Source organism: Streptomyces sp. NPDC002144 (assembly GCF_053593695.1).
The window spans coordinates 103,027-127,200 of sequence record NZ_JBSFDB010000012.1; the positions used below are offsets into that span (position 1 = coordinate 103,027).

Annotated in this window: 28 protein-coding genes; 13 read left to right on the forward strand and 15 right to left on the reverse strand. The window is 72.1% G+C overall.

Annotation, left to right across the window (positions count from 1 at the left end):
- The first annotated feature begins 68 nt into the window (after positions 1–68).
- Complete coding sequence (locus ACWCQ1_RS19830) at positions 69–521, forward strand: nitroreductase family deazaflavin-dependent oxidoreductase (RefSeq protein ID WP_451027008.1); 453 nt, start codon at positions 69–71, stop codon at positions 519–521.
- 102 nt (positions 522–623) lie between these two features.
- Here ACWCQ1_RS19830 and ACWCQ1_RS19835 read toward each other — a convergent pair whose 3' ends face one another.
- On the reverse strand, positions 624–1,592 hold the full coding sequence (locus ACWCQ1_RS19835; protein WP_133043617.1) for a cation diffusion facilitator family transporter: 969 nt from the start codon (positions 1,590–1,592) through the stop codon (positions 624–626).
- A 98-nt stretch (positions 1,593–1,690) separates the two neighbouring features.
- Here ACWCQ1_RS19835 and ACWCQ1_RS19840 point away from each other — a divergent pair, with 98 nt between their 5' ends.
- Positions 1,691–2,701 carry a glutathione S-transferase family protein gene (locus ACWCQ1_RS19840; RefSeq protein WP_451027009.1) on the forward strand — a complete coding sequence of 337 codons (1,011 nt, stop codon included), beginning with the start codon at positions 1,691–1,693 and terminating at the stop codon, positions 2,699–2,701.
- A 17-nt stretch (positions 2,702–2,718) separates the two neighbouring features.
- Positions 2,719–3,021 carry a DUF4235 domain-containing protein gene (locus ACWCQ1_RS19845; protein ID WP_133043615.1) on the forward strand — a complete coding sequence of 101 codons (303 nt, stop codon included), beginning with the start codon at positions 2,719–2,721 and terminating at the stop codon, positions 3,019–3,021.
- A 15-nt stretch (positions 3,022–3,036) separates the two neighbouring features.
- Here the strand turns inward: ACWCQ1_RS19845 and ACWCQ1_RS19850 are convergent, their stop codons facing one another.
- Both ACWCQ1_RS19850 and ACWCQ1_RS19855 read right to left on the reverse strand, forming a co-directional pair.
- On the reverse strand, positions 3,037–3,429 hold the full coding sequence (locus tag ACWCQ1_RS19850; RefSeq protein WP_133043614.1) for a VOC family protein: 393 nt from the start codon (positions 3,427–3,429) through the stop codon (positions 3,037–3,039).
- A gap of 80 nt (positions 3,430–3,509) precedes the next feature.
- On the reverse strand, positions 3,510–3,974 hold the full coding sequence (locus tag ACWCQ1_RS19855; RefSeq protein WP_133043613.1) for a pyridoxamine 5'-phosphate oxidase family protein: 465 nt from the start codon (positions 3,972–3,974) through the stop codon (positions 3,510–3,512).
- A 367-nt stretch (positions 3,975–4,341) separates the two neighbouring features.
- On the opposite strand from ACWCQ1_RS19855, the gene ACWCQ1_RS19860 reads away from it, so the two are divergent.
- The 3 genes from ACWCQ1_RS19860 to ACWCQ1_RS19870 are packed head-to-tail and all read left to right on the forward strand — an operon-like array spanning position 4,342 to position 6,546.
- Complete coding sequence (locus ACWCQ1_RS19860; protein ID WP_133043612.1) at positions 4,342–5,577, forward strand: helix-turn-helix domain-containing protein; 1,236 nt, start codon at positions 4,342–4,344, stop codon at positions 5,575–5,577.
- Positions 5,578–5,623: 46 nt separating this feature from the next.
- A complete protein-coding gene (locus tag ACWCQ1_RS19865) occupies positions 5,624–5,986 on the forward strand; it encodes a DUF1304 domain-containing protein (RefSeq protein ID WP_133043611.1) in 363 nt (120 codons plus the stop codon).
- Positions 5,983–6,546 (forward strand): TetR/AcrR family transcriptional regulator, encoded by a 564-nt coding sequence (locus ACWCQ1_RS19870; RefSeq protein WP_358599179.1) that lies wholly within the window; start codon positions 5,983–5,985, stop codon positions 6,544–6,546. The genes ACWCQ1_RS19865 and ACWCQ1_RS19870 overlap by 4 nt, the downstream gene beginning before the upstream one ends.
- A 54-nt stretch (positions 6,547–6,600) precedes the next feature.
- Here the strand turns inward: ACWCQ1_RS19870 and ACWCQ1_RS19875 are convergent, their stop codons facing one another.
- Positions 6,601–7,563 carry a GlxA family transcriptional regulator gene (locus ACWCQ1_RS19875; protein ID WP_133043609.1) on the reverse strand — a complete coding sequence of 321 codons (963 nt, stop codon included), beginning with the start codon at positions 7,561–7,563 and terminating at the stop codon, positions 6,601–6,603.
- A 72-nt stretch (positions 7,564–7,635) separates the two neighbouring features.
- Between ACWCQ1_RS19875 and ACWCQ1_RS19880 the strand changes: the two genes are divergently transcribed.
- A complete protein-coding gene (locus ACWCQ1_RS19880) occupies positions 7,636–8,586 on the forward strand; it encodes an NADP-dependent oxidoreductase (protein WP_451027010.1) in 951 nt (316 codons plus the stop codon).
- Between the two features lie 67 nt (positions 8,587–8,653).
- Here ACWCQ1_RS19880 and ACWCQ1_RS19885 read toward each other — a convergent pair whose 3' ends face one another.
- On the reverse strand, positions 8,654–9,760 hold the full coding sequence (locus ACWCQ1_RS19885; RefSeq protein ID WP_358599173.1) for an NAD(P)-dependent alcohol dehydrogenase: 1,107 nt from the start codon (positions 9,758–9,760) through the stop codon (positions 8,654–8,656).
- A gap of 39 nt (positions 9,761–9,799) precedes the next feature.
- Positions 9,800–11,254, reverse strand: a complete 1,455-nt coding sequence (locus ACWCQ1_RS19890; RefSeq protein WP_133043607.1) for an aldehyde dehydrogenase family protein — start codon at positions 11,252–11,254, stop codon at positions 9,800–9,802.
- Between the two features lie 103 nt (positions 11,255–11,357).
- On the opposite strand from ACWCQ1_RS19890, the gene ACWCQ1_RS19895 reads away from it, so the two are divergent.
- A complete protein-coding gene (locus tag ACWCQ1_RS19895; RefSeq protein WP_358599170.1) occupies positions 11,358–11,795 on the forward strand; it encodes a MarR family winged helix-turn-helix transcriptional regulator in 438 nt (145 codons plus the stop codon).
- A gap of 158 nt (positions 11,796–11,953) precedes the next feature.
- On the forward strand, positions 11,954–12,334 hold the full coding sequence (locus ACWCQ1_RS19900; RefSeq protein WP_451027011.1) for an anti-sigma factor antagonist: 381 nt from the start codon (positions 11,954–11,956) through the stop codon (positions 12,332–12,334).
- A gap of 57 nt (positions 12,335–12,391) precedes the next feature.
- Here ACWCQ1_RS19900 and ACWCQ1_RS19905 read toward each other — a convergent pair whose 3' ends face one another.
- Positions 12,392–13,345 carry a ribose-phosphate diphosphokinase gene (locus tag ACWCQ1_RS19905; RefSeq protein WP_133043604.1) on the reverse strand — a complete coding sequence of 318 codons (954 nt, stop codon included), beginning with the start codon at positions 13,343–13,345 and terminating at the stop codon, positions 12,392–12,394.
- A 208-nt stretch (positions 13,346–13,553) separates the two neighbouring features.
- On the opposite strand from ACWCQ1_RS19905, the gene otr(A) reads away from it, so the two are divergent.
- Positions 13,554–15,416 carry a tetracycline resistance ribosomal protection protein Otr(A) gene (gene otr(A), locus ACWCQ1_RS19910; protein ID WP_358599164.1) on the forward strand — a complete coding sequence of 621 codons (1,863 nt, stop codon included), beginning with the start codon at positions 13,554–13,556 and terminating at the stop codon, positions 15,414–15,416.
- A gap of 453 nt (positions 15,417–15,869) precedes the next feature.
- Here otr(A) and ACWCQ1_RS19915 read toward each other — a convergent pair whose 3' ends face one another.
- Positions 15,870–17,060, reverse strand: a complete 1,191-nt coding sequence (locus tag ACWCQ1_RS19915) for a cytochrome P450 (protein WP_358599161.1) — start codon at positions 17,058–17,060, stop codon at positions 15,870–15,872.
- A gap of 149 nt (positions 17,061–17,209) precedes the next feature.
- On the opposite strand from ACWCQ1_RS19915, the gene ACWCQ1_RS19920 reads away from it, so the two are divergent.
- Positions 17,210–17,872 (forward strand): DUF4230 domain-containing protein, encoded by a 663-nt coding sequence (locus tag ACWCQ1_RS19920; RefSeq protein WP_208778316.1) that lies wholly within the window; start codon positions 17,210–17,212, stop codon positions 17,870–17,872.
- Here ACWCQ1_RS19920 and ACWCQ1_RS19925 read toward each other — a convergent pair whose 3' ends face one another.
- Genes ACWCQ1_RS19925 through ACWCQ1_RS19950 form a run of 6 tightly spaced genes read right to left on the reverse strand, consistent with a single transcriptional unit; the run spans position 17,873 to position 21,610 of the window.
- A complete protein-coding gene (locus ACWCQ1_RS19925) occupies positions 17,873–19,633 on the reverse strand; it encodes a complex I subunit 5 family protein (RefSeq protein WP_451027012.1) in 1,761 nt (586 codons plus the stop codon).
- Positions 19,633–19,980 carry a sodium:proton antiporter gene (locus tag ACWCQ1_RS19930; protein WP_358599317.1) on the reverse strand — a complete coding sequence of 116 codons (348 nt, stop codon included), beginning with the start codon at positions 19,978–19,980 and terminating at the stop codon, positions 19,633–19,635. The genes ACWCQ1_RS19925 and ACWCQ1_RS19930 overlap by 1 nt, the downstream gene beginning before the upstream one ends.
- Positions 19,981–19,988: 8 nt before the next feature.
- On the reverse strand, positions 19,989–20,729 hold the full coding sequence (locus tag ACWCQ1_RS19935; RefSeq protein ID WP_451027013.1) for an MnhB domain-containing protein: 741 nt from the start codon (positions 20,727–20,729) through the stop codon (positions 19,989–19,991).
- Positions 20,726–20,986 (reverse strand): Na(+)/H(+) antiporter subunit B, encoded by a 261-nt coding sequence (locus ACWCQ1_RS19940; RefSeq protein ID WP_451027014.1) that lies wholly within the window; start codon positions 20,984–20,986, stop codon positions 20,726–20,728. The genes ACWCQ1_RS19935 and ACWCQ1_RS19940 overlap by 4 nt, the downstream gene beginning before the upstream one ends.
- The gene (locus tag ACWCQ1_RS19945) at positions 20,979–21,431 is read right to left on the reverse strand and encodes an MrpF/PhaF family protein (protein ID WP_451027015.1); all 453 of its coding nucleotides are present in this window, start codon (positions 21,429–21,431) and stop codon (positions 20,979–20,981) included. Before ACWCQ1_RS19945 ends, ACWCQ1_RS19940 begins: the two co-directional genes overlap by 8 nt.
- Complete coding sequence (locus ACWCQ1_RS19950; RefSeq protein ID WP_451027016.1) at positions 21,428–21,610, reverse strand: hypothetical protein; 183 nt, start codon at positions 21,608–21,610, stop codon at positions 21,428–21,430. The genes ACWCQ1_RS19945 and ACWCQ1_RS19950 overlap by 4 nt, the downstream gene beginning before the upstream one ends.
- A 246-nt stretch (positions 21,611–21,856) precedes the next feature.
- Between ACWCQ1_RS19950 and ACWCQ1_RS19955 the strand changes: the two genes are divergently transcribed.
- Together ACWCQ1_RS19955 and ACWCQ1_RS19960 are read left to right on the forward strand one after the other, a co-directional pair.
- Positions 21,857–22,549, forward strand: a complete 693-nt coding sequence (locus ACWCQ1_RS19955) for a VanZ family protein (RefSeq protein WP_451027017.1) — start codon at positions 21,857–21,859, stop codon at positions 22,547–22,549.
- A 139-nt stretch (positions 22,550–22,688) separates the two neighbouring features.
- Positions 22,689–23,918: a lectin gene (locus ACWCQ1_RS19960; protein WP_133043594.1), complete on the forward strand. Its 1,230-nt coding sequence runs from the start codon at positions 22,689–22,691 to the stop codon at positions 23,916–23,918.
- 9 nt (positions 23,919–23,927) lie between these two features.
- Here the strand turns inward: ACWCQ1_RS19960 and ACWCQ1_RS19965 are convergent, their stop codons facing one another.
- Positions 23,928–24,173: a hypothetical protein gene (locus ACWCQ1_RS19965; RefSeq protein ID WP_133043593.1), complete on the reverse strand. Its 246-nt coding sequence runs from the start codon at positions 24,171–24,173 to the stop codon at positions 23,928–23,930.
- Position 24,174 lies beyond the last annotated feature (1 nt).

A 24,174-nucleotide genomic window follows, 5' to 3' on the forward strand; every position in this document is an offset into this window, starting at 1 on the left:
CCATGCGGGCACCTGTGTTGCAGCACGGTGCCAGTCGAGTACCGGAACACGACGATGGGACGGATGCCATGCCTCTCGAGGGCGAGTACGTACCGAGTCCGGAGCAGTGGGTTCGCGATCAGGTGGAGCTGTACGAGAGCTCCGGCGGCACGAAGGGCACGACCCTGATGGACACCGGGATGCCCGTCATCGTGCTGACCACCCGCGGCGCGAAGAGCGGCAAGATCCGCAAGACGCCGCTGATGCGTGTCGAGCAGGGCGGGCGGTACGCGGTGGTGGCCTCCAAGGGCGGCGCTCCCGAACACCCCGTCTGGTACCACAACATCAAGGGCGATCCCCATGTGGAGCTCCAGGACGGGCCGGTGAAGCGGGACTACACGGCCCGCGAGGTGACCGGCGCGGAGAAGGACGAGTGGTGGGAGCGCGCGGTCGCGGCCTACCCGCCGTACGCCGACTACCAGAAGAAGACCGACCGGGAGATCCCGTTGTTCGTGCTGGAACCGGACGAGACGAACGGGTGACGCGCTCCCGGCCCGGTCGCTGGTGAACCGGGCCGGGAGAAAATCTCGGGGAAATTCTCCGGGAGAAGACGCATGTTCCGGTGAGTGCCGGGCACGCGTGCGTCAGGCCCCGCCGCGTTCCCCCGTCGCGGCGGGGCTTTCCCATGCCTCCTCGGCCGGCCGGTCGGTGATGTCGAGGAAGATCTGGTCGGCCTCCGGCACGCTGCTTGCCACGGACCGCTTGATGCGTACGGCGACCTCCTCCACCCGCTCGCTGTCCAGTCCGGGCACCAGGTCGACACGTGCGGCGACCAGGGCCTTGTCGAGGCCGGTCTTCATGGTGAACAGCGCCTCCACGCTGTCGATCTCGGGCTGTGCCTCCAGCACCTCCCGGATCCGGTCGGCCGCCTCCGGGTCGGCGGCCTCCCCGATCAGCTGGTCGCGTGCCTCACGGCCCAGGTGGTAGGCGACGTACACGAGCAGCGCGCCGATCACGATCGAGGCCGACGCCTCCCAGACCACCTGACCGGTGACCATGTGCAGCGCCATGCCGATGGCGGCCACCGTCACACCGAGCACCGCCGTGCCGTCCTCGGCGACCACGGTGCGCAGCGCCGGGTCGCGCAGCCCGCCCTTGCCGCCCTGCCGGCGCACCTGGTGCAGGGCCCGCAGCAGGGAGGCGCCCTCCGCGAGGAAGGCGACGCCGAGCACGACGAGGCCCGCCACATAGCCGCTGGTCTTCTCCTCGGCGCCGTTGCGGAACGCCTCGACGCCCTGGAAGAAGGAGAAGCAGCCGCCCATCACGAAGATGCCGACGGCCGCGAGAAGGGACCAGAAGAAGCGCTCCTTGCCGTAGCCGAAGGGGTGACGCCGGTCGGCCGGCCTTCTGCTGCGGCGCAGCGCGGCCAGCAGGAAGACCTCGTTGAGGCTGTCCGCCACCGAGTGCGCCGCCTCCGACAGCAGGGCCGGCGATCCGGCGATCAGGCCGCCCGCCGCCTTGGCCGCCGCGATCACGAGGTTGGCCCCGAGCGCCACGAGTACCGTGACGCGTGTCCTTCGATCCGCCTGGTTGTCCGAGGATGTCCTACTCACCTTCGCCGACTGCCCCTGACGGTTCGGATCACACCGTGCGGGCGGCCGAATTCGGGGAACGCGGTTGTCAGAGCACCGGCGCAGTGGGAGGAGGAGGCATGGGCGGGGGCAACGAGGCGTACGGTACGAAGGCCTTCAAGCGGTCCAAGAGCCATTTCACGGACCGGATCACCGCGGACGGCCGGGACGGCTGGCCCGTGGAGGCGGGGCGCTACCGGCTGGTGGTCAGCCGTGCCTGTCCGTGGGCGAGCCGTGCGGTGATCTCGCGCCGGCTGCTGGGCCTGGAGGGCGCGCTGTCGATGGGCATCGCCGACCCGATCCAGGACGACCGCAGCTGGCGCTTCACCCTCGACCCCGACGGACGTGACCCCGTCCTCGGCATCCGCTTCCTCAGCGAGGCCTACGACCGGCGGGAGAGCGGCTACCCGGGCGGGGTCAGCGTGCCCGCGATCGTCGACGTACCCAGCGGAAAGCTGGTGACCAACGACTACCAGCAGCTCACCCTGGACCTCGCCACCGAGTGGACGGCCCTGCACCGCCCCGGCGCGCCCGACCTGTATCCGCAGGCCCTGCGCGACGAGATCGACACGGTGATGGCGGACGTCTACGAGGACGTCAACAACGGTGTGTACCGGGCGGGTTTCGCCACCGACCAGGAGGAGTACGAGGCCGCCTGCGCCGGGGTGTTCCGGCGGCTGGAGCTGCTGGTGCCGCGGCTGGAGAGGCAGCGATACCTGGTCGGGGACACGATCACCGAGGCGGACATCCGGCTGTTCACCACGCTGGTGCGGTTCGACGCCGTCTACCACGGCCACTTCAAGTGCAACCGCTGGAAGCTCGCGGAAAATCCGGTGCTGTGGGCCTACGCCCGCGACCTCTACCAGACGCCGGGCTTCGGTGACACCGTCGACTTCGATCACATCAAACGGCACTACTACCAGGTGCACACCGGAATCAACCCGACCCGGATCGTGCCCCTGGGCCCGGACCTGTCCGGCTGGCTGACGGCCCATCACCGCGAGGAGCTGGGCGGCCGGCCGTTCGGTGACGGCACCCCGCCGGGACCCGTGCCGGCGGACGAGCGGGTCGCCGCGACCGGGCGCCCCTGACGACGAAGGAGTAGGACATGGCCAAAAAGAAGAAACTGAAGCTGCCCCTCGCCTACAAGCCGCTCGGTTTCGCGCTCGGCTGGGTGAGCGGATCCCTCGCGGGGCTCGCCTTCCGCAAGACGTGGATGGCGATCCGGCACGAGGAGGACGCGCCCGACGCGCTGGACAAGGACCGCGGCTGGGGGGAGATCCTGCTGGCCGCCGCCGTACAGGGCGCGATCTTCGCGGTGGTGCGCAGCGCGGTGGACCGCGGCGGCGCCAAGGCCATCGAACGCTCGACGGGCGTCTGGCCGGCCGCCGACGACGGCGGCCGGGACTGACGCGGCCCCTGTGCCTCAGCCCTGCTTCGGGGCTGTCGGTGTGGTGCGGCGCAGGGTGAAGGAGTGGCCGGCCGGGTCGGCGTACCCGCGTTCCTCGTACGGCCCGGCGGCGTCCTTGGTCTCCAGCGGGCGCCCGCCGAGCTCCACCACCTTGCGCTCGGCCGCGTCCAGGTCCGTCACGACGAAGTCGAGATGGGCCTGGAGCGAGTTCTCCGGGCGCGGCCAGCTCGGCGGTGTGGCGTTCACATCGCGGCGGAAGGCCATCCGGGAGCCGTCGGCGCTCCTGATCTCGACGCGGTTGGCGGTCGCGTCCGTCTCCTCCGCCTCCAGCAGTTCCTTGTAGAACACGGCGAGCTTCTCGGGCTCGGCACAGTCGAGCACCACGTAACCCGCTTCGACCAGTGGCATGTCTCCTCCGAAGGGTCCCGGGCGCGGGGCAGTCCGTGTCCCGCCGCCCTCACCCTGTCGGATATCCCGCGCCCGTCGATTCAGTCGGCGACCAGCCACTCCCCGTTCCGCATCACCTCGCGTCCCGGGAGCTCGTCGGCCTCCCGCCAGGCCTGGATGCGGCTCGGCCGGACGCGGAAGTACAGGTAGGGCGTGGCCAGTTGGCGTGGGTCGAAGCCCGTGCCGGCGGCGAAGAGGTCGCCCTCCTCCTGGCTCAACTCGGCCTGGGACACGGTCTGGACGGTGCCCTCGACCATCACGACGTCCCGGGTGGGGCCGATCCCGACGCGTGCGGTGCCGGTCGCCCGCAGATTGCGGCCGGTGGGGCTCGCGGCGGGGGTCGCGAACAGCAGGGTCTCACCGTCCCAGCGGTAGGAGAGCGGTACGAGGTACGGCGCTCCCCCGTCGGCGCCGGCGCTGGCGACCCACGCGTCGACGTCGTTCTCCAGCCGGTGCAGGGTGTCCTTCTTGCGCTGTTCGGGGGTGCGTGGGGCGGGTGCGGTCATGGTGCGGCGGGCCTCCTCGCGGTCCTGGTCAACTGGCCTGTCCAGTGTGGTCGGTGATCGTCTCCGGCGCCCGCTTTTCCGCGAGCCGGGCCGCCGCCGCGTCCAGCAGCAGATCCAGGGCGGCCGGGTAGGCGCTGCGGTTCATGTCGGCGACCAGATGGCGGGCGCTCGCGGCGATGTGCGGGTGGGTGGTCGCGGGTGGCGCTGACGTTCGTGGGAGGGCAGGAGGTGTACGCGGCGCACGACGCGTGAGCGCCGCGAGACGGCCGTGTGGGGCCGGCCTGTTGTCGCCGGCCGACAATCCGCGGGTCCACGACTGTCCGCCGGTGATAAGCCCCGCCGTATTACCGGCGGGTATCGTCGCCGGATGCCGAAGAGAGCCGCTGTGACCGAGGACGATCCGGGCGGCCCGTTCAACGCCCTGCCACCGGACCTGCACCGCCATCTCAGACCCTTCTTCGCCGACATCACCAAGGAGGTCGTACGGGCGATCCAGACCGAGATCCCCGAGTACGCGCGGCCTGCCGACGACGCGTATCTGCAGGGGGTGCACCGGGGTGTGGACCACGCGCTGCGGGGACTGCTGGAGCGGATGGCCGAGCCGGACACGGACTGGGAGCCGGTGAAGGCGACGTACCGGCGCATCGGTCGCGGGGAGGCGGAGGAGGGCCGCAGCCTCGACTCGTTCCAGTGGGCGCTGCGCCTCGGCGCCCGGGTCACCTGGCGGCGGGTGAACGCGCTGGTCGACGCCGACCTGCTGCCGCGCAACGTGCTGGCGGCGTTCGGCGAGGCGCTGTTCCTGCACCTGGACGAGATGGCGGCCGCGACCACGGCGGGGTACACGGAGGCGCGGCTGCACGAGGCCGGCGAGCTGCAGCAGCGCAGGTCGCGGCTGGTCGACCTGCTCACGGCCGATCCCCCGGCCTCCGCCGAGGCCATCGCGGAGCTGGCGCACGGCGCGCGCTGGCCGGTGCCGCGGGCGCTGGCGGTCGTCGCGGTCGACCAGGGTCAGCGGCGCGGTCGGCAGCCCATCGTGGCGCCGGAGTTCCTGGCCCGGTTCGACGTCCAGCCGGCCGTGGTGGTGGTGCCGGATCCCGAGGGCCCGGGCCGGGCGCGGGCCGTGGCGGCGGCGCTGCACGGGCTGCGGGCCGCGATGGGGCCGACGGTGGCCCTGCAAGAGGGGGCGCGGTCCCTGCGCTGGGCGGGCCAGGCGCTGGACCTGATCCGCCGGGGGGTGCTCGGGGACGCCGGGATGGTGCGCTGCCAGGACCATCTGGCGACCCTGTTGCTCCTGCGCGACGACACCCTGATCGACGCCCTGGCCGCACAACGGCTGCGACCCCTCCGGCGGGTCCGTCCGCCGCAGCGCGAGCGTCTCGCCGAGACCCTGCTCAGCTGGCTGCAGTGCGGGCACAACGCGAGCGAGGTCGCGGTGCGGCTGGCCGTGCACCCGCAGACGGTGCGCTACCGGATGCGGCAGCTGGACGATCTCTTCGGCGCCCAACTGCACGACACGGCGGCCCAGTTCGAGATGCAGCTGGCGTTACGGGCACTGGAGCTGCGCGGCGGCACCGTCACTTCCTGGACGGATGTCCAGCTATAGTGGACACCTGTCCAGGAAGTTGGTTCGGAGAACTCGGAGCCCAGCAATGCAGACGGTCGCGAACGTGCTGGTCGGCCTGGTGGCCGCCCTGCACGCCTACATCCTCGTGATGGAGATGTTCCTCTGGCAGAAGAAGCCCGGGCGGGCCCTGCACGGGTTCGACCCGGAGATGGCGCGGGCGACCGCTCCGATGGCCGCCAACCAGGGCCTCTACAACGGCTTTCTGGCCGCCGGGCTGGTCTGGGGCCTGATCGCGGCGGACCCGACGGGTTACCGTGCCCAGGTGTTCTTCCTCTCCTGCGTCGTGGTCGCGGGCGTCTTCGGCGCCGTCACGGCCAACCGCCGCATCCTGTTCGCCCAGGCCCTGCCCGGCGCGCTCGCCCTGGCCGCCGTGCTGATCGCGCGGTGACCCGGCCGGCGCCCGAGGACCCGAGGGCCGCGCGCACCCGGGCGCGGTTGCGCCAGGCCCTGCTCGCGGAGTGCGCCGAACGCCCGCTCGCCGAGGTGGGGGTGGCGGCGCTGGTGCGCAGGGCCGGAGTCGGCCGGGCCACGTTCTACGTCCACTACGCCGATCTGGAGGCGCTGGCGGTCGACGCCTGCGCGGATGTCGTACGCGAGGCCGTGGAGGCGCTGCACTCCTGGACGAGCCGCCCCGACCCGGTCCACGCGCCGCCCGCGCTCGGGGAGTTCTTCGCCTCGCTCACCCCGCACGCCGGTCTGTACCGCGAGTTGCTGACCCCGGGCGGCGGCGGTCCGCTGGGCCGGGTGCTCCACCGGGATCTGCGCGCCTACAGCCTGCGCGAGCGTGAGCGCGCGGGCGCCGCGGACGCCCCGCTGGTCGCCTCGGCGGTGGCCGCCACCTTCGCCGGGGTACTGGCGGACTGGCTGCACGGCCTGCTGGACTCGGACGCGGCTGCCATCGCCGATCAGGTGTGGCAGTTGCTGGTCGCACTGCACGCCAGCCGCTGAGCGCTGAGCAGGAAGCACGGCGATGAGCCGTCGATCCGCTGTCACCCGACCTGCTCAGCCGACGGCCGCCGCCTGGAACGTGCGTCGGTACGCCTGTGGGGACACCCCGATCGCGGCGTGCAGATGCTGGCGCAGGGAGGCGCCGGTGGCGAAGCCGACCTGGCCGGCGATCTGATCGACGGGCAGATCGCTGGATTCCAGCAGGTGCCGGGCGCGGGCGACGCGCTGCTGGATCAGCCAGCGGCCCGGGCTCAGGCCCACCTCGTCGTTGAAGCGGCGAGCGAAGGTGCGCAGGCTCATCCGGGCGTGCGCGGCCAGGTCCGCCAGGGTGAGCGGTTCGTCGAGGTGCTCCAGGGCCCACGCGCGCGTGGCGGCCGTGCTCGCGGCGCCGCTCTCCGGCACCGGCTGCTCGATGTACTGGGCCTGGCCGCCGTCCCGGAACGGGGGGACGACACAGCGCCGGGCCACGGCGTTCGCCAGTTCGCTGCCGTGGTCGGTGCGCACGATGTGCAGACAGACGTCGACACCGGAGGCGGCGCCGGCCGAGGTGAGGATGCGGCCGTCGTGCACGAAGAGGACGTCGGGGTCGAGGTCGACGTGCGGATAGCGGCGCCGGAAGGCGTCGGTGACCTGCCAGTGCGTGGTGGCCCTGCGGCCGTCGAGCAGGCCGGCCGCGGCGAGCACGAAGGCGGCGGTGCAGATGGAGACGATCCGGGCGTCCGGGCGGATCCGGGCGAGCGCCGCGGCGACCTCGGCGGGCAGCTCCGCGGGGATGTGCGAGGACGTCATGGAGGCGACCACGACCGTGTCGGCCGTGGCCAGGATCTCGGGTCCGTGCTCCACGCCGATGGTGAAGTCGGCGCAGCTGCGCACCGGTTGGCCGTCGACGCTGCACGTCAGCACCTCGTACCGGCCGTCGGCCGCGCCGAAGATCCGGCTGGGGATGCCCAGCTCGAAGGGGTACACACCGTCCAGGGCCAGCACCACGACCCGTTCCACCCGCCGCTGATCACTCATGGCATGATTCTATCGAAGGTTGGCAATCGTGCCATTTTCCGGGGCGGGCGGACCCCGGCAGGCTGGTTCACCATGAGCGATGTGAAAACGATGCGAGCCATCAGCCAGGACGTCCTCGGCGGTCCCGAGGTCCTCAGGGAAGTGGAGTTGGAGCGGCCCGAGCCGCGTACGAACGAGGTGCTGGTGCGGGTGCGCGCCGCCGGCGTCAACCCGACCGACTGGAAGCACCGCGCGACCGGCGGCTTCCTGGGCGAACCGCCCTTCGTCCTGGGCTGGGACGTGTCCGGCGTGGTCGAGGCGGTCGGGGTGGGCGTGGCCCGCTTCCAGCCCGGCGACGAGGTCTTCGGCATGCTGTCGTACCCCTTCGGCCACGGCTCGCACGCCGAGTACGTCACCGGTCCGGCGCGCTGGTTCGCGCACAAGCCGGCCTCGATCGACCACGTCCAGGCGGGCGCGCTGCCGCTGGTGTCGCTGACCGCGTGGCAGGCGCTGGTGGAGTACGCGGACGTGCGACCGGGACAGCGGGTGCTGATCCACGCGGCGGCCGGCGGGGTCGGGCACGTGGCGGCGCAGATCGCCAAGGCGCGCGGCGCGTATGTGATCGGCACGGCCAGCGCGGGCAAGCACGAGTTCCTGCGCGGCATCGGCGTCGACGAGACGATCGACTACCGGGAGACGGACTTCGCCGAGGCCGTGAAGGACGTGGACGTCGTCCTGGACACGATCGGCGGCGACACCTCGACGCGTTCACTGCGCGTGCTGCGCCCGGGCGGCATCGTGGTGTCGATCCTGCCGGTGGGGTCGAGCGACTTCTACGACGAGGCCGAGCGGCTCGGTGTCCGGGCGCTGCGGATGCTGGTCGACGCCTCGCACAGCGGCATGGCGGCGATCGCGGCGCTGGTGGAGGCGGGGAAGCTGAGCGCCACGATCGCCGGCACCTTCCCGCTGGCCGATGCCGCCGAGGCACACAGGCTCGGCGACACCGGCCGGACCACGGGGAAGCTGGTCCTGACGGTCGACTGAGTCAGACCTTCGGCACGGTCGGGCGTCAGACGGGTCAGAACGTCAGCACGGTCGGGCGTCAGGCGGGTCAGAACGTCAGCACGGGCTTGATCGCCTTGCCCGCGCCCATGTCCCGTACCGCCTGGTCGATGTCCGCGAACGGATACGTGCTGATCAGGCGGTGCAGCGGCAGCCGGCCCTCCTTGACCAGGCGCACCAGGGAGGGGATGAAGGACTGGGTCTCGGCGTCGCCGAGGGTGAGGCCGACGACCTGCTTGCCGCCCAGCAGCCCGTTGACGTCCAGGGCGACCTCGGTGCCGAAGGGCGGGGCGCCCACGACGACCAGGGTGCCGCGGGCGGCGAGCGCGTCGACGCCCTGGCGCAGGACGGCGACGTTGCCGGTGGTCTCCACGATGCCGTCGGCGCCCTGCCCGCCGGTGATCTCGGCGAGCGCCTCGCCGAGATCGGTGTCGCCGGCGTCTACGGTGTGGGTGGCGCCCAACTTTCTTGCCAGGCAGAGCCGTTCAGCGACCCGGTCGACGGCGACGATCCGCGTGGCGGGAGTGAGGGAGGCGGCCATGACGGCGGAGAGGCCGACGGCGCCGGCGCCGAGGACGACGACCGTGCTGCCGGTCACCGGCTTCAGCACGTTCCAGACGGCGCCGACTCCGGTCTGCACACCGCAGCCGAGCGGGGCGATGGACTCCAGCGGGACGTCCGCGTCGACCTTGACGAGGCTGCGCTCGTCCACCAGCGCCCGCTCCGCGAAGGAGGACTGGCCGAAGAAGTGGCCGCCCAGCGGCTCCCCGTCCCGGCTGATGGTGCTGCTGCCGTCGGCGCGGCGGCCGCCGATCAGGTTCAGCGGCAGCCAGGACGCGCAGTACGCGGGGTGGCCGCCGTTGCAGTTGCGGCACTCACCGCAGGAGGTGAAGGACAGCACCACGTGGTCTCCGGGCGCCACACCGGTGACCGCGGAGCCGACGGCCTCCACGACGCCGGCGCCCTCGTGGCCGAGGACCCCGGGCAGCGGGAAGGGCAGGCCGCCGCTCGCGACACCGAGGTCGGTGTGGCACAGGCCGGTCGCCACCATGCGGACCAGTGCCTCGTGGGGACCGGGCTCGTCGAGCTCGACCTCGGAGAGGGTGAACGGTGCTCCGCCGGACTCGACGACCGCGGCGCGGGTGGAGATGGACATCGTACGGACTCCCTTTGCTGTCGGGCGCGTTCAGCGGGCTCAGTCGAGCGAGACGACGACGGACTTGACCTTGGTGTAGGCGTCGAGTGCCTCGGGGCCGTACTCGCGGCCGTAGCCGGAGTCCTTCACCCCGCCGAAGGGCACCGCGGGGTCGAGCATCGCCCAGTCGTTGATCCAGACGATGCCCGCCTGGAGGCGGCCGGCGATACGGTGCGCGCGGGCGAGGTTCTGCGTCTGGATGCCCGAGGCCAGGCCGTAGGGCGTGGAGTTGGCGAGCTCGACCGCCTCGTCCTCGGTGTCGAAGGGCTGCACGGTCAGGACGGGGCCGAAGATCTCCTCCTGGACCACACGGGAGTCGTTCGACAGGTCGGCGACGACGGTCGGCTTGTAGTAGTAGCCGCCGTCGAGGTCGAGGCGCTCGCCGCCGCAGACGATGCGGCCGCCCTCCTTGCGCGCCAGGTCGATGTACTCCTCGACCTTCTTCAGGTGCTTCTCCCCCGCCATCGGTCCGACGACGGTCTCGGGCTGCCGGGGGTCGCCGACCGGGACGCCGGGCACGGCGTCGGCGAGGATGCCGAGCAGGGTGGCGTAGACCGGGCGGGAGACGAGCAGACGCGGGCCGCCCATGCAGAACTGGCCGGTGTTGAAGACGAACGCCTTGATGATCGCGCCGACCGCCTTCTCCAGGTCGGCGTCCTCGAAGACGATGTGGGCCGCGTTGCCGCCGAGCTCCATGGTCACGGGCTTGAGGGCCTCGCCGGCCACGCTTGCGACATGCCGGCCGATGGCGGTGGAGCCGGTGAAGGCGACCTTGTCGACCCCGCGGTGGCGCAGCAGTGCCTCACCGGCGACCGGGCCGGCGCCGGTGACGACGTTGACCACGCCGTCGGGGACGCCCGCCTTCTGCAGCAGGCGGGCCATGTACAGGGCGCTGAGCGGGGTCTCGTCGGCCGGCTTGTGGACCACGGTGTTGCCGGCGGCGAGCGCGGGGCCGAGCTTCGAGCCGGCCAGGATCAGCGGGAAGTTGAAGGGAGTGATCGCGGCGACCACGCCGATCGCCTCACGCCTGGTGTACGCGAGGGCGTTCATGGGGGTGTCGCGCACGGAGCCGTCCAGCGAGTGGGCCAGGGCGGCGAAGTGCTCGTAGTCGTTGGCCGCGTTGGTGATGTCGACGGCGTGGCACAGCGAGATGGGCTTGCCGACGTCCAGGCTCTCCAGCCGGGCGAGTTCGTCGGCGTTCTCGCGGATCAGCTCGGCCACCCGGTACAGGATCCGGCCGCGCTCACGGCCGCTCAGCCCGGACCAGGTCCCGCTGTCGAAGGCCTCGCGGGCCGCCCGTACGGCCGCGTCCACGTCGGCGGCGCCCGCCTCCGCGACGGTGGTGACGACCGCGCCCCGGGACGGGTCGACCACCTCGGTGCGCGCTCCGTCGGCGGCCTCGCGCCACTGCCCCCCGATGAACAGCCGTCCGGGTTCGATCTCGAAGGTGGTCATCACCACTCCTCAGCCTCTTCGCCAAGATTTCAACAAACAGGATTCCTGTTGGTTCGCAGTTTCATTACAGACAGGTTTCCTGTCAATGCTCTAGGCTGGATCCATGCTCGACACCCAGGCTACGAAGACTTCTCCGTCCCTGCTCTACATGGTCAAGCAGGTGGAACTCGTGGTGCGCTCCCATCTGGACGAGCTGGTCAAGCCGTCCGGGATCACCGCGCTGCAGTACACCGCCCTGACCGTCCTGGAGCGGCACGACGGGCTGTCCGCCGCACAGCTCGCCCGGGACTCGTTCGTCACCGCGCAGTCCATCGCGGACCTCGTGCGGTCCCTGGAGAACCGCGGCCTCGTGCGCCGGGAGCGCAACCCCCACAACCGCCGCGAACTGCTGATTCTGCTGACCGACACCGGGCGCGAGCTGCTCGCCCAACACGCGACTCCCGTAAGGGAGTTGGAGGAGCGGATGGTCCAGGAACTCACGGCACACCAGACCGAGCAGTTCCGCCAGGCGCTGTCCAAGGCGTGGCACGCCCTGTCCTAGGCGTGCGCCGGCGCAATCCTTCCTCGCAATTCGAAGACATATGTCAATCGAACATGCTCAAATTCACTCGTTCGAGGGTAACTTGCAGGGCGGGGAGGGATGTGCGCCCGCTCGGTACCCGGGGGCACCATCAGGAGCAGGTTGGAGGCGAGGTCGTCGTGCAGCAGGAGCCTGCGCCGCTCACCCGGCATCTGCGCGTCCACCAGGACCGGGGCCACACGGTGCTGGAGTTCCGGGGTGAGATCGACATCGCCGCCGCGACGGAGATGGCCCCGTACCTGGACGAGGTGACGGCGCAGCCCGCGGCCCGGCTGGTGATCGACCTCCGCCGGACGGAGTTCTTCGACTGCTCCGGGCTGCGCCTGCTCTACCGGGCCCGCAGCCGCTGTCTGGACCACGACGGCGAGCTGCGGCTCGTGTGCACCCACCCGCTCACCCTGCGGATCATGCGCGTCACCGGCCTGTCCCGGCTGCTGCCCGCCCATCCGACCCTGGACGCGGCCCTGGGGCAGCCGGAGGCGACGTCGGGGACGTTATGAAGCTCCCTGCCTCGGGACGACGGGAGAGATGCCGAGCGTTACTCCGTCGCCTCATGTCTATTCGTTCCGCGGCGCGTCGAACAGGGCGCTGACGGACTCGCCGTTGTGAATGCGCCGTACGGCCTCGGCGAGCGCCGGGGCGACGGTCAGGATCTGCAGTTTCTCGGTGCGCTCCTCCTCCGGGACCGGCACGGTGTTGGTGCACACGATCTCCAGGACGTCCGGCTGCTCCCCGATCCGCTTCAGCGCACCGGCCGCGAACAGTCCGTGGGTGCAGGCGACCCGGATCGAACGCGGCCCCAACTCCCGCAGCCGCTCCAGGAGTTCGAGGACGGTACTGCCCTTGGCGATCTCGTCGTCCAGGATGATCACGTCCCGGTCGGCGACCTCGCCGATCACCGAGCTGATGGTGACCCGGTCGTCCGCGTACCGCTGCTTGGCGCCGGCGGCGACCTGGGCGCCGATCATCCGGGCGAAGGCGGCGGCCTCCTTGGCGTTGCCGAGGTCGGGCGAGACGACGGTGGTGCGGGTCAGGTCGTAGCGCCGGAAGTACGCGGCGAGCTCGCGCCGGGCGTGCAGATGGTCGACCGGAACGGAGAAGAAGCCGTGCACCTGCGGCGAGTGCAGGGTCATGGTCAGGACACGGCTCGCGCCCGCCGCCACCATCAGGTCGGCGACCAGCCGGCCGCCGAGGGAGATGCGCGGCGCGTCCTTCTTGTCGGAGCGGGCGTAGGAGTAGTGCGGCATGACGACGCTGATCCGGGCCGCCGAGGCCCCGCGCGCGGCGTCGCACATCAGCAGCAGCTCGACGAGGTTCTCCTGGACCGGCTTGACCAGCGGCTGGATCAGGAAGACGTCGCGCTCGCGGCAGTTGGCCTGCAGCTGCACCTCGAGGCAGTCGTTGGCGAAGCGGCTGACCCGGGTGGGGCTGAGCGGCACACCCAGATGCGCGCACACCTCGGCGGCGAGCTCGGGGTGGGCGCTGCCGCTGAACACGGAGATGTCTCGCACGATCCGCTCCTCGCATGATCATGACGGGGGGACGGCTTCATGCTACGGGCCCGCGTTCGGGCCGGATATTCGGTTGCGGACCGCCCCCGGCCGCGCGCCATGATGGCGCCGTCCGTGTCCTCTCACGTCAGGATTCCTCGCATGCGCCGACTCCTCGGAATCAACCAGCGCCCCCACTGGCCCACGGTTCTCGAGGACTCGACCCCGCATGCACACCCTGAACATCGGAATTCTGGCCCACGTCGACGCCGGTAAGACCAGCCTGACCGAGCGGCTGCTGTTCGACCACGGAGCGATCGACCGGCTCGGCAGCGTCGACAGAGGTGACACCCGTACGGACGACGGGGAGATCGAGCGGCAGCGCGGCATCACCATCCGCTCCGCGGTGGCCGCGTTCACCGTCGGTGACACCCAGGTCAACCTCATCGACACACCCGGTCACTCCGACTTCATCGCCGAGGTCGAACGTGCCCTGGAGGTGCTCGACGGCGCGATCCTGCTGCTGTCCGCCGTGGAGGGCGTGCAGGCGCAGACGCGGGTGCTGATGAGGACGTTGCGGCGGCTGCGGCTGCCCACCCTGGTCTTCGTCAACAAGATCGACCGGGCGGGTGCCCGCGGTGAAAGCCTGCTCGCCGACATCCGCAGCAAGCTGACGCCGTACGTCGCCCCGCTCACGGACGTGACGGGCATCGGCACCCCCGACGCGCGCGTGACACCCCGCCCGGCCGCGGATCAGCGGCTGGCCGAGGGGCTCGCCGAGGTCGACCCGGGCATCCTCGCGGCGCTCGTCGACGGCCCCGAGCCGACCGCCGACGACCTCTCCAAGGCCCTCGCGGCGCACACGGCCGCCGGCTCCTTCCACCCCGTCCTGTTCGGCTCGGCGCTCGGCGGCCAGGGCATCGCCGGTCTCGTGGACACGGTGATCCGCCTGATCCCTCCGGCCCCGACGTCCGGTGCCGTGGGACCACATGGCACCGTGTTCGCCGTACGGCCCGGACCGGGCGGCGAGCGGACGGCGTACCTGCGGTTGTACGACGGTGAGGTGGCGCAGCGCCAGCGGCTGACGTTCCTGCGGCGCGAGGCCGACGGCCGGACCACCGAGGTCTCCGGTCGGGCTCACCGCCTGGACGTCGTCGGCCGGGAGGGGCCCTTGACCGCCGGGAACATCGCGGCGATCGGCGGGCTGGGTGGAGTGCGGGTGGGTGACCGGCTCGGTGAACTCAGCGACCGGGCACCGCAGTTCGCGCCTCCGACACTGGAGACCGTGGCCCGTGCCCGCCGCCCGGAGCAGGCGGCGCGACTCCGTGAGGCCCTTCTGGCCCTCGCCGACCAGGACCCCCTGATCCACGCCCGGCCGGCGCCCGGGGGAGCCACCGCGCTGCTGCTGTACGGCGAGGTCCAGATGGAGGTGATCGCGGCGACGCTGGCCCAGGACTTCGGTGTCGAGGCGGACTTCGAGCCGGGCCGGGTGCGGTTCCTGGAGCGGCCGCGGGGCGTGGGCGAGGCCTGCGCGGAGATGCCGTGGCACCTGGGCACCCGTTACTGGGCGACGATCGGGCTGCGGGTGGCGCCGGGACCGCGCGACTCCGGCGGGGTGTTCACGTACGAGACGGAACTGGGCGCACTCCCCCGCGCCTTCCACCAGGCCATCGAGGACGCGGTGCACGCCGGCATGCTGACCGGGCTTTCGGGCGCGCCGGTCACCGACTACCGCGTGACGCTGATCCGCTCCGGCTACTGCTCGCCGATCAGTACGGCGGCCGACTTCCGGGGTCTCACCCCGGTGGTGCTGCGCCGCGCGCTCGAGGAGGCGCGGACGCGGCTGTACGAGCCGTACCACGCGTTCGAGACGGAGATCCCGCTCGCCGCCCTGGCCCCGGTGACCGCCGAACTCGCCTCACACGGCGCGGAGTTCACCGGAACCACGCCCGGCGCGTCGTCCTGGCTGATCACCGGCGAGCTGCCGGCCCGCCGGGTACGCGAGATCGAGCTGCGCCTGCCCGGCCTCACCCACGGCGAGGGCGTGTGGTGGTCCCGCCCATCGGGCGACCGGGAGCTGCGGACGCACTAGCCCCTTTCGGCCGTGCCCGTCGTCCGCCCTGGAGGGCGAGCCCTGTGGCGTCATGGGCCCCTGGGGAGCGTGCTCTCGGCGTGCCGGGTGCAAGCCCGCGTAATGGACGTACTTGGATTTGTGCCCGGTGCGGCGAGTGGGGTGCCCCCTTGGGGAAGCGTGTCGAGCACCTCGGGGCAGGCGGGACTGTCGCAACAGGCTCTGGCCCCTTTCGGCCGCTCCCGTCGTCAGCCCGGAGGGCGGGCGCCGAGGTGGCCGGTGCCTGTCGGCATGCCCTCTCCGGGGACTGCGTGCCGGGTGACCCGGTGCGGGCGGACGGTGTCGGCGGCTTCCGGCCGGGCGGCGGACGTGCTGCCCGGCCGGCGTGCGGGCCCGGGGCGGTGCGGTGGCCGGGTGATCTGGCCGGAGCGGTCGGTCAGGGGCGGCCGACGCGGCTGTACCCCCCGTGCCGCTTCACCACGACACCGGCAGGGTGCGTGGGCTTCGGGTCATCTGGCCCTCGCGCCAGTCGATCGTCTCCGGGGTGAACTCGGCGCGCAGGCCGGGGAAGCGGGAGGCGAGGCGGTGCAGGGCGAGGCCGAGTTCCAGGCGGGCGAGCCAGGCGCCGAGGCAGTGGTGGGGGCCGGCGCCGAAGACGACGGTGGGCGCGGGCAAAGGGGTGAAGGGATCCGGCGGGCCGGGCGGGAAGACGGCGGTGTCGCGGCTGGCGGAGTTGGTCTGTACGGCGACCACGCTGCCCGCCGGAATGCGGACACCGCCGACCTCGGTGTCCTCGACGGCCCGCCGGAGCAGCCCGGGCAGGACGCGGCCCTCGCTGAGCGGGACGGCGCGCAGCAGCTGCTCGGCGGCTGTGGCGGCCGTCTCCTCGCCCTCGGCGAGACCGGCGTAGACGTCACGGCGGTCGGTGAGGAGGTAGACGACGAGGTTGCCGAGCGCCGTCATGGTCGTCTCGTGCCCGGCCACCACCAGACCGCACACCAGCCGCACGAGCTGCCGTTCGTCGATGCCGAGGGCGTCGCCCGCCGCCACGAGACCGCTGACCAGGTCGTCGCCGGGTGCCTTGCGCCGTTCGGCGATCAGTTCGGCGCCGAACTCCGCGAACTCCGCCATGGCGGCCACCACCTCCTCCCGCGTGTGCGCGCCGCCGGAGAGGGCGTGGTCGGCCCAATGGCGGATGCGCTCGCGGTCGAGGTGGTCGAGGCCCATCAGACGGCAGATCACCGAGACGGGCAGCGGACGGGTGAACCCCTCGACGATGTCGGCCGGCCGCTCCCCGGCCGCGAAGTCGTCGAGGAGGGTGTCGACGACGGAGGCCACCCAGGGCCGCCAGCGGGCGATCGCGCGGGGCGTGAACGCCCGCTGCACGGTGCCGCGCAGCCGCTGGTGCGGTTCGCCGTCGAGGTTGACCATGCCGTCCGGGTCCCCCAGCAGGTTCGGCACGACGAGCAGCGGCGGCGCGTCGTCCGCGTGCAGCGATCGCCTGTCGAAGCGGTGGTCCATGAGCACCTGGCGGACGTCGGCGTAGCGGGTCACGAGCCAGACCGGGGTGCCGGTGGCCAGCGCGGTGCGCCGGGGCGGACCGGCCTCGGGGAGGTCGATGCGGTGCATGGGGCAGCGGGAGAGGGCTGTGCTGTCTGTACTCATCCGGGACTCCAGGGGTGCCGGTACGGACAGTTCTCCCACGCTAGTGCGCCCCGTCTGCCCCCCACCAGATATCGATCGGCCAACGACACGGTCTGCCAAGGGATTTGGCGGGCATCCGTGGAAGTAGTTCAGGAAGGAGGACCGCCGCCATGACGACTCCCATCAGGCGCGTGTCCAGGCGCATGCCCGGCTGGGCGAAGGCGGTGAGCGCCGTCGTGCTGGTGCTCGTGGTGTTCTTCGCCGGGATCCGGCTGAGTGTGCTGCCCGGTCTCAAGGACCTGTTCGGGACGCAGACGCACGACCGCACCGGTCCCGCGCTGCTGCAGTCCATTCAGGACATGAGCCGTTACGACGCCGCCTCCGGCAACTTCCAGGTCGTGGTGGACCTGGAGAAGGACACCAAGTATCTGCCCGACGCGATCCGCGGCAGCCGGACCCTGTACGTCGGGGCCGGCACCGTCGACGCCTATGTCGACCTGGGCAAGGTCGGCAAGGACGACGTGACGGTCAACGGCGACCGCACGTCCGCCACCATCCGGTTGCCGCACGCCGCGCTCGGCAAGCCGGCCCTCGACCCCGACCGCTCCTACGCCGTCTCCAAGCAGCGCGGTCTGCTGGACCGCCTCGGCGACTTCTTCTCGGACAACCCCAACGGTGAGCAGGCGGTGCAGAAGCTCGCGGTGAAGCACATCGGCGAGGCCGCCAAGGACAGCGGGCTGACCAAGCGTGCCGAGACCAACACCGTCGACATGCTGCAGGGGCTGCTGCACTCGCTCGGCTTCAAGGAGGTGCACGTCTCCTACCAGAGCTGATCAGGCGCCCAGCACTCCCGGCAGCGCCAGCGCGCCGAGCAGTGCGGCCCCGACCAGCACCCATGCCACGTAGTCCCCGACGTGCCCGGACTGCAGGCGCCGCAGCGGCAGCGCCCAGTCCGGGCACGTCAGCAGTTTCGGGCGGACGGCGGCGAGGGCGGCGAGGCCCACGGCGAGCCCGGTCGACAGCAGGCCGAGCAGCACGCCGGGTCCCGTCCACTCCGCGGACCCGATCACCCCGCCGGACCCGGCCTCGTTCACCGAGCGCGCCACGACGTCGGCGAAGCCGGGGCCCACGCCCACGGCGAGCGCTGCGGCCAGCAGTACGGCCGGCACCGCCGTCATGGTGTCCGGGATCCGCCGGATGCGGTGTCCCGTCTCCGGCTGTTCGCCCGAGCCGGTCGTCTCGAAGTCGCCCTGGTCCGGCGGGGTGGGGCCGAGGCCGAGGAACACCCCGGCGGCGACGCGCAGCACGGCCGCGGCGGTCACCGCGCTCCCCGCGACGTACAGCACGGTCAGCGGGCCGCCCCCGGCCTCCTCGGCGACGGCCTTGCCGAGCGCGGTGCCGAACGGCGGCAGCCCCGCGAGGGCGAGGCCCCCGAGGACGTACATCACGGCCACCCCGCGCAGCGCGCGGGCGCGCCCGTGCAGGGCGTGCTCGTCGACGCTGCCGTAGCGGTCGAGGAGGATGCCCGTGAGGGCGAACAGGGCGGCCTTCACGCCGGCGTGTCCGAGGACGTACAGCGCGACCCCGTCGTCGGCCTCGGGGGTCAGCACACCGATGCCGATGAGGAAGAGCCCGGTGTGGGCGACCGTCGAGTAGGCGAGCAGCCGTTTGATGTGCCGCTGGTACCAGCACATCACCGCGCCGATCACCACCGTGAGCACGCCGAGCACCACCAGAGCGCGCCGCAGGTCCTGGGGCGGGATGCCACCGGGTCCGGCGAAGACGGTGCCGTACACGCGCCAGACGCCGTAGGCGCCGAGTTCGACCATGACACCGGACAGCAGCATGCACACCGGGGTGGGGGCGACGGCGTGCGCGTCGGGGAGCCAGAAGTGGAAGGGGACGGCCGCGGCCTTGACCAGCAGACCGGTCAGGACGAGGACGAAGCCGGCGACGGTGAGCGCGTCCGGCGCGCCGTGTGCGTCGAGACCGCGCCCGATCTGCGTGAGGGCCAGCTCGCCGGTGCGGGCGTACAGCAGCCCGAGGCCCATCAGCATGGCGTACGCGCCGAGGGAGTTGACGACGGCGAAACTCAGCGCTCCCTGCACGGGCCTGGCCTCCTCGACCCGGGTGCCGGTCAGCGCGTAGGCGACGACGCTCATCAGCTCGAACCAGACGAACATGTTGAACAGGTCGCCGGCGATCGCGAACCCGCACATGCCGCCCTGGAACAGCAGCATCAGCGCCGGGAAAGAGCCCGCGTGGCGGCGCGGCGGTTCGTCGAAGTAGTGCCAGGAGTAGACCAGCGCCGCCAGGGTCAGCAGCGAGGCGAGCGCGGCCATGCCGAGGCCGGGTCCGTCGCCGGTCAGGACGATGCCGACGCTGTGGCCGTCGACGGGCGTCCAGCCGCCCACCCACTCCGCCATCGGCGGCGAGGAGCCGAGCAGCAGCACGACGGCGAGTCCGGCCGTCGCGGCCGACACCGCGCAGCCCGCGGACTCGGCGGCGACCCGGGGCAGCCGGCGGCCGACGGCGACGAGCAGGGCGGCCCCGAGGACGGGGACGGCGACCAGGAGCGGCAGCAGGTCGTTCATCAGCCGCGCAGCTCGGAGAGTTCGTCGGGGTCGACGGTGCCGTGGCGTTTGGCGATCTGGACGACGAGCGCGAGGAGCAGGGCGGTGACGGTGGCGCCGACGACGACGTCGGTGAGGGTCAGCGCCTGGACGACCGGGTCGACGACCGGGCGGGAGCCGGGCTTGATGTCGGAGAAGACGGGGGCGGTGGCCTTGTCCCGGTAGCCGACGGCCAGCAGCAGGACATAGGTGCCGGCCTGGCAGACGGACAGACAGCCCACGGCGTGGATGAGGTTGCGGCTGGTGGCCAGGCCGTAGCAGCCGGTCAGGAAGACCCACACCGCCACCAGGTACGGCAGCACGTCCATCACGGATCTCATCTCCCGCTCTCCTCCTCGATCTCGACGGCCTGGTCCAGGAAGCGGGCGAGCAGGACGACGACCGCGCAGGCGACCTCCATGCCGATGGCCGCGTTCAGCAGCGGCACGGTGCCGCCGGACGAGAGGGTGTTGAAGGTGCCGTACGGCAGCAGGGTGTTGGCCAGGAAGGCCGTGCCGCCGATGAGGCCCGCGATGCCGGTGACGACGTAGGCGGAGGAGGCCAGCGCGTCGCCGACCTCGTATCGGCCGACCGGGCGGACGCGTTCCAGGGCGGCGTAGTCGGCGCCGAGGTAGAGCAGGTGCAGGGCGGTCGCGGCGACGACCCCGCCCTGGAAGCCGCCCCCGGGGCTGAGCTGGCCGTGGGCGACGACGTAGAGGCCGGTCAGCAGGGCGACGGGCAGGACGAGGAGGGCGTAGCGGCGCACCGGCCGGGCCACGTCGGCGGGTTCGGGGCGGGCGCGCCGCTCGTCCTGGGTCTGGCGCAGCAGGACCACGCAGCCCAGGACGGCCGCGAAGAGGATGGTCATCTCGCCGAGGGTGTCGAAGGCGCGCTGGTCGAAGTTGACGGAGGAGATGGTGTTGGCGGTGCGCCGGGCCAGGGAGGCGTGGACCGCGCGGTCGCCGTAGGGGTGCCGGTCGCCGCCGAAGTGCGGCAGCCGCAGGCAGGCGGCGACCAGCAGGGCGGCCAGGCCCGCGCCGCCGGTCAGCAGGACCCACAGTCGGGCGCGCCGGGTCACCGCTCGCCCTCCTTCTCCCGGCCGCGCCGCCTGATCTTGCGGACGGCGAGCATCAGCAGCAGCGGGGTGAGGGCGGAACCGACGGCGAGCTGGGACAGGCCGACGTCCGGTGCCTGCAGGACGGTGAACAGCACGGCGAGGACGACGCCGAGGACGGACAGGACGAGGGCCTGGCGCATCGGGTCGCGGGTCGCCACGGCCATCGTGGCGGACGCCGCGACCAGCAGCAGCGCGACGACGATCACCGCGTCAGCCACCGCGGACCCCCCGGAAGCCGCCGGACAGGGCACGCGAGGCGATCACGTTCCCGCTGATCAGCAGGGCGCCGATGACCAGCAGTTTGACCATCGCCCGGCTGGGTCCGGTCGCCACGCACAGGGCGGTCACCGCGGCCGCGCCGAGGCCGGCGACCGTCCAGGTCAGACCCCAGGCGCGCGGCGGGTCCTCGGCCAGTTCGTCGGCGAGCAGCCGAGCGAAGACCAGGGTGCCGACCGGGCCGAGCAGGGCGAGGACCAGACCGAGGTCGGCGTACGACGGCCGGTGGTAGGCCTGGGACAGCAGCAGCAGGCCCGGGCAGGCGAGGGCGGTGGACAGGTTCTGCGCCACGACGCGGCGGCGCAGCGGGCCGGTGGCGACGCCCCACAGGGCCGCGCCCAGGCCGCCGGCGAGACCGACGGTGGCGGCGAGCAGCCAGCCGTTCACGATCCGGTCACCGCCCGTCGCGCCGCCCGCGCGGCGAGGGCGCCGACCAGGGCCGAGGCCGCGCCGACCGCGAGTTCGAGGGTGTCGACGGTGCTGATGAGGACCAGCCACAGCAGGGCGAGCGCGACCCACCAGCCCAGCAGTTCGGCCGCCGCGAGGAGCGCGGTCCGCGGGGTCATGCGCCACCTCCTCGGGCTCCGCTCGCACGCCTTCGCGGCGAGAGGTCCGGTCCGTCCTTCCGCGGCATCCAAGCATCGCGGCGGGCGCCGCGGGGAGCGGCGCGCTCGGCTCACCGCCCGGTTGCCCCGACAGCGGGAAGAAAAACCGCGCGGGCGCACCACCCAGGAACCGGGCACGGCGGCATCGTCGGCGGATGTGGGGGTAACCGCCTTTCGACACAGGGAAGTTGAAGACTGGAGGACCGGATGGCCCGTGCAGCCTTGCGCCCACGTTCCGCATGGCGCCTGGGTGTCGCCAAATCCGACAAGGCCGGGAAGGCCGGGAAGCCCGCGAAGAACGGCAGAGCGGAGAAGGCCGCGAAGCCCGCGAAGAGCGGCGCACCGGTGAAGGGCGGCACATTCTGGAGGAGGGCGAGGACCGAGCCGGCCTCGCGTCCTGAGCCGCGCGAGCGGCATGTCCTGCCCCTGCCGATCCGGCTGCTGGCGATGCTGGTCGCCTTCGGGTTCATGGTGGCGTTCGCCGTGGTGCTGGCCAAGCTGACGCTGGAGCCCTCGCCCGCCTCGGCCTCGCTGGTGCACACCAATCTGCATCCGGGCCGCTCGATCCGGGCGTACATCGAACAGCCGGCGCTGCGCGACGCCGTGAAGCAGATCGGCGGCAACATTCTGCTGGGCATCCCGTTCGGCGTTCTCATCCCCGTCGTCGCGCCGCGAGCGCGCGGGCTGCTGCGCGTGCTGCTGCTGACCGCCATGGTCATGCTGCTCGTGGAGTTCGCCCAGGGCGCGCTGGTCGACGGACGCGCCTTCGACATCGACGACGTCATCCTCAACACGAGCGGCGCGCTCATCGGCTGGATCGTCCTGGGGCGGCGGATGGGCAGGGTGCACGCACGGGAACGGGTCCCGCGCCGGGCCGCCAAGGGGACAAAGAGCGCTTAGCCGGTCACGTCAACCCCTGGTCCGTACCAGGGTATTGACGGTGTCCTTATCTCACTCCTTAAATCAAGAGGCGACGCCTTCACCCCCCACCTCGGCCGGGCGCATCCGTGCGCCCGGCCGCCGCATGGAAGGAAGTGCCGTGGCCTCCCCACGACTGCTGCGCCGATGTCTGTTCGCCGCCCTGTCCGCCGTGCTGGTCGCGTCCGCCGCGACCGGTGCGGCGCACGCGGATCCGCCCAGGGCCGCCGCAGCCGCGGTGGCCTTCTCCGACACCTTCGACGGGCCCGCCGGTGCCGCCGTCGACTCCTCCAAGTGGCAGACCGAGACCGGCGACAACGTCAACAACCATGAGCGGCAGTACTACACCGCCGGCACCCGCAACGCGGCCCTGGACGGCCAGGGCCATCTGGTGATCACCGCCCGGCGCGAGAACCCGGCCAACTACCAGTGCTGGTACGGCACCTGCCAGTACACCTCGGCCCGGCTCAACACCTCCGGCAGGTTCACCGCCCAGTACGGTCATGTCGAGGCGCGGATGAAGATCCCGCGGGGGCAGGGCATGTGGCCCGCGTTCTGGATGCTGGGCACGCCGGTGAACTGGCCGGACTCGGGCGAGATCGACGTCATGGAGAACGTCGGCTTCGAGCCCTCCACCGTGCACGGCACGATCCACGGGCCCGGCTACTCCGGCTCGGGCGGCATCGGCGCCGCCTACTCCCTGCCGAACGGACAGGCCTTCGCGGACGCCTTCCACACCTTCGCCGTCGACTGGGCACCGGACTCGATCACCTGGTCGGTGGACGGCACCGTCTACCAGCGGCGCACCCCCGCCGATCTCGGCGGCAGGACCTGGGTGTTCAACAAGCCGTTCTTCCTGATCCTGAACCTGGCCGTGGGCGGCTACTGGCCGGGCGACCCGGACGGCTCGACGTCCTTCCCGCAGCAGCTGGTCGTCGACTCGGTGTCGGTCACGACGGGCGACTCCCCCACAGGGACGGCCATCAGGGGCCTGGCCGGCAAGTGCGTGGACGTCGCCGGCGCGAACCCCGCCAACGGCACGCCCGTTCAGCTCTACGACTGCAACGGCACCGCCGCGCAGCAGTGGACCGTGGGCTCCGACGGCACGATCCGGGCGCTCGGCAAGTGCCTGGACGTCACCGGCAACGGCACCGCGGACGGCTCGACCGTCCAGCTGTGGGACTGCACCGGCGGCCCCAACCAGAAGTGGACCGTCACGGGGGCGCAGGACATCGTCAACCCGCAGGCGAACAAGTGCCTGGACGTCACCGGCAACAACGCCGCCAACGGCACCCGGCTGCAGATCTGGACGTGCACGGGCGGCGCCAACCAGAAGTGGACGGTCGGCTGAGCCGGCGGCTCAGTGCTTCGTCCAGGTGTACTTGTCGCCTCCCACCCAGCGGATCAGGTCCGGGTCGTCGAGGTCGTGGATGGGGATGCCGTACGAGGCGGCGGCCTCCAGTACGTCGGTGACGGCCCGGGCCTCGCCGATGACCTGACCGTCGATCTCCACGATCCGGAAGGGGGCCTGCCCCGGCCTGCCCGGGCACACCCCGAGCACCAGAACCCGTGGACGGGCGATGTGCGGAACTCCTTGTTCGGTCATG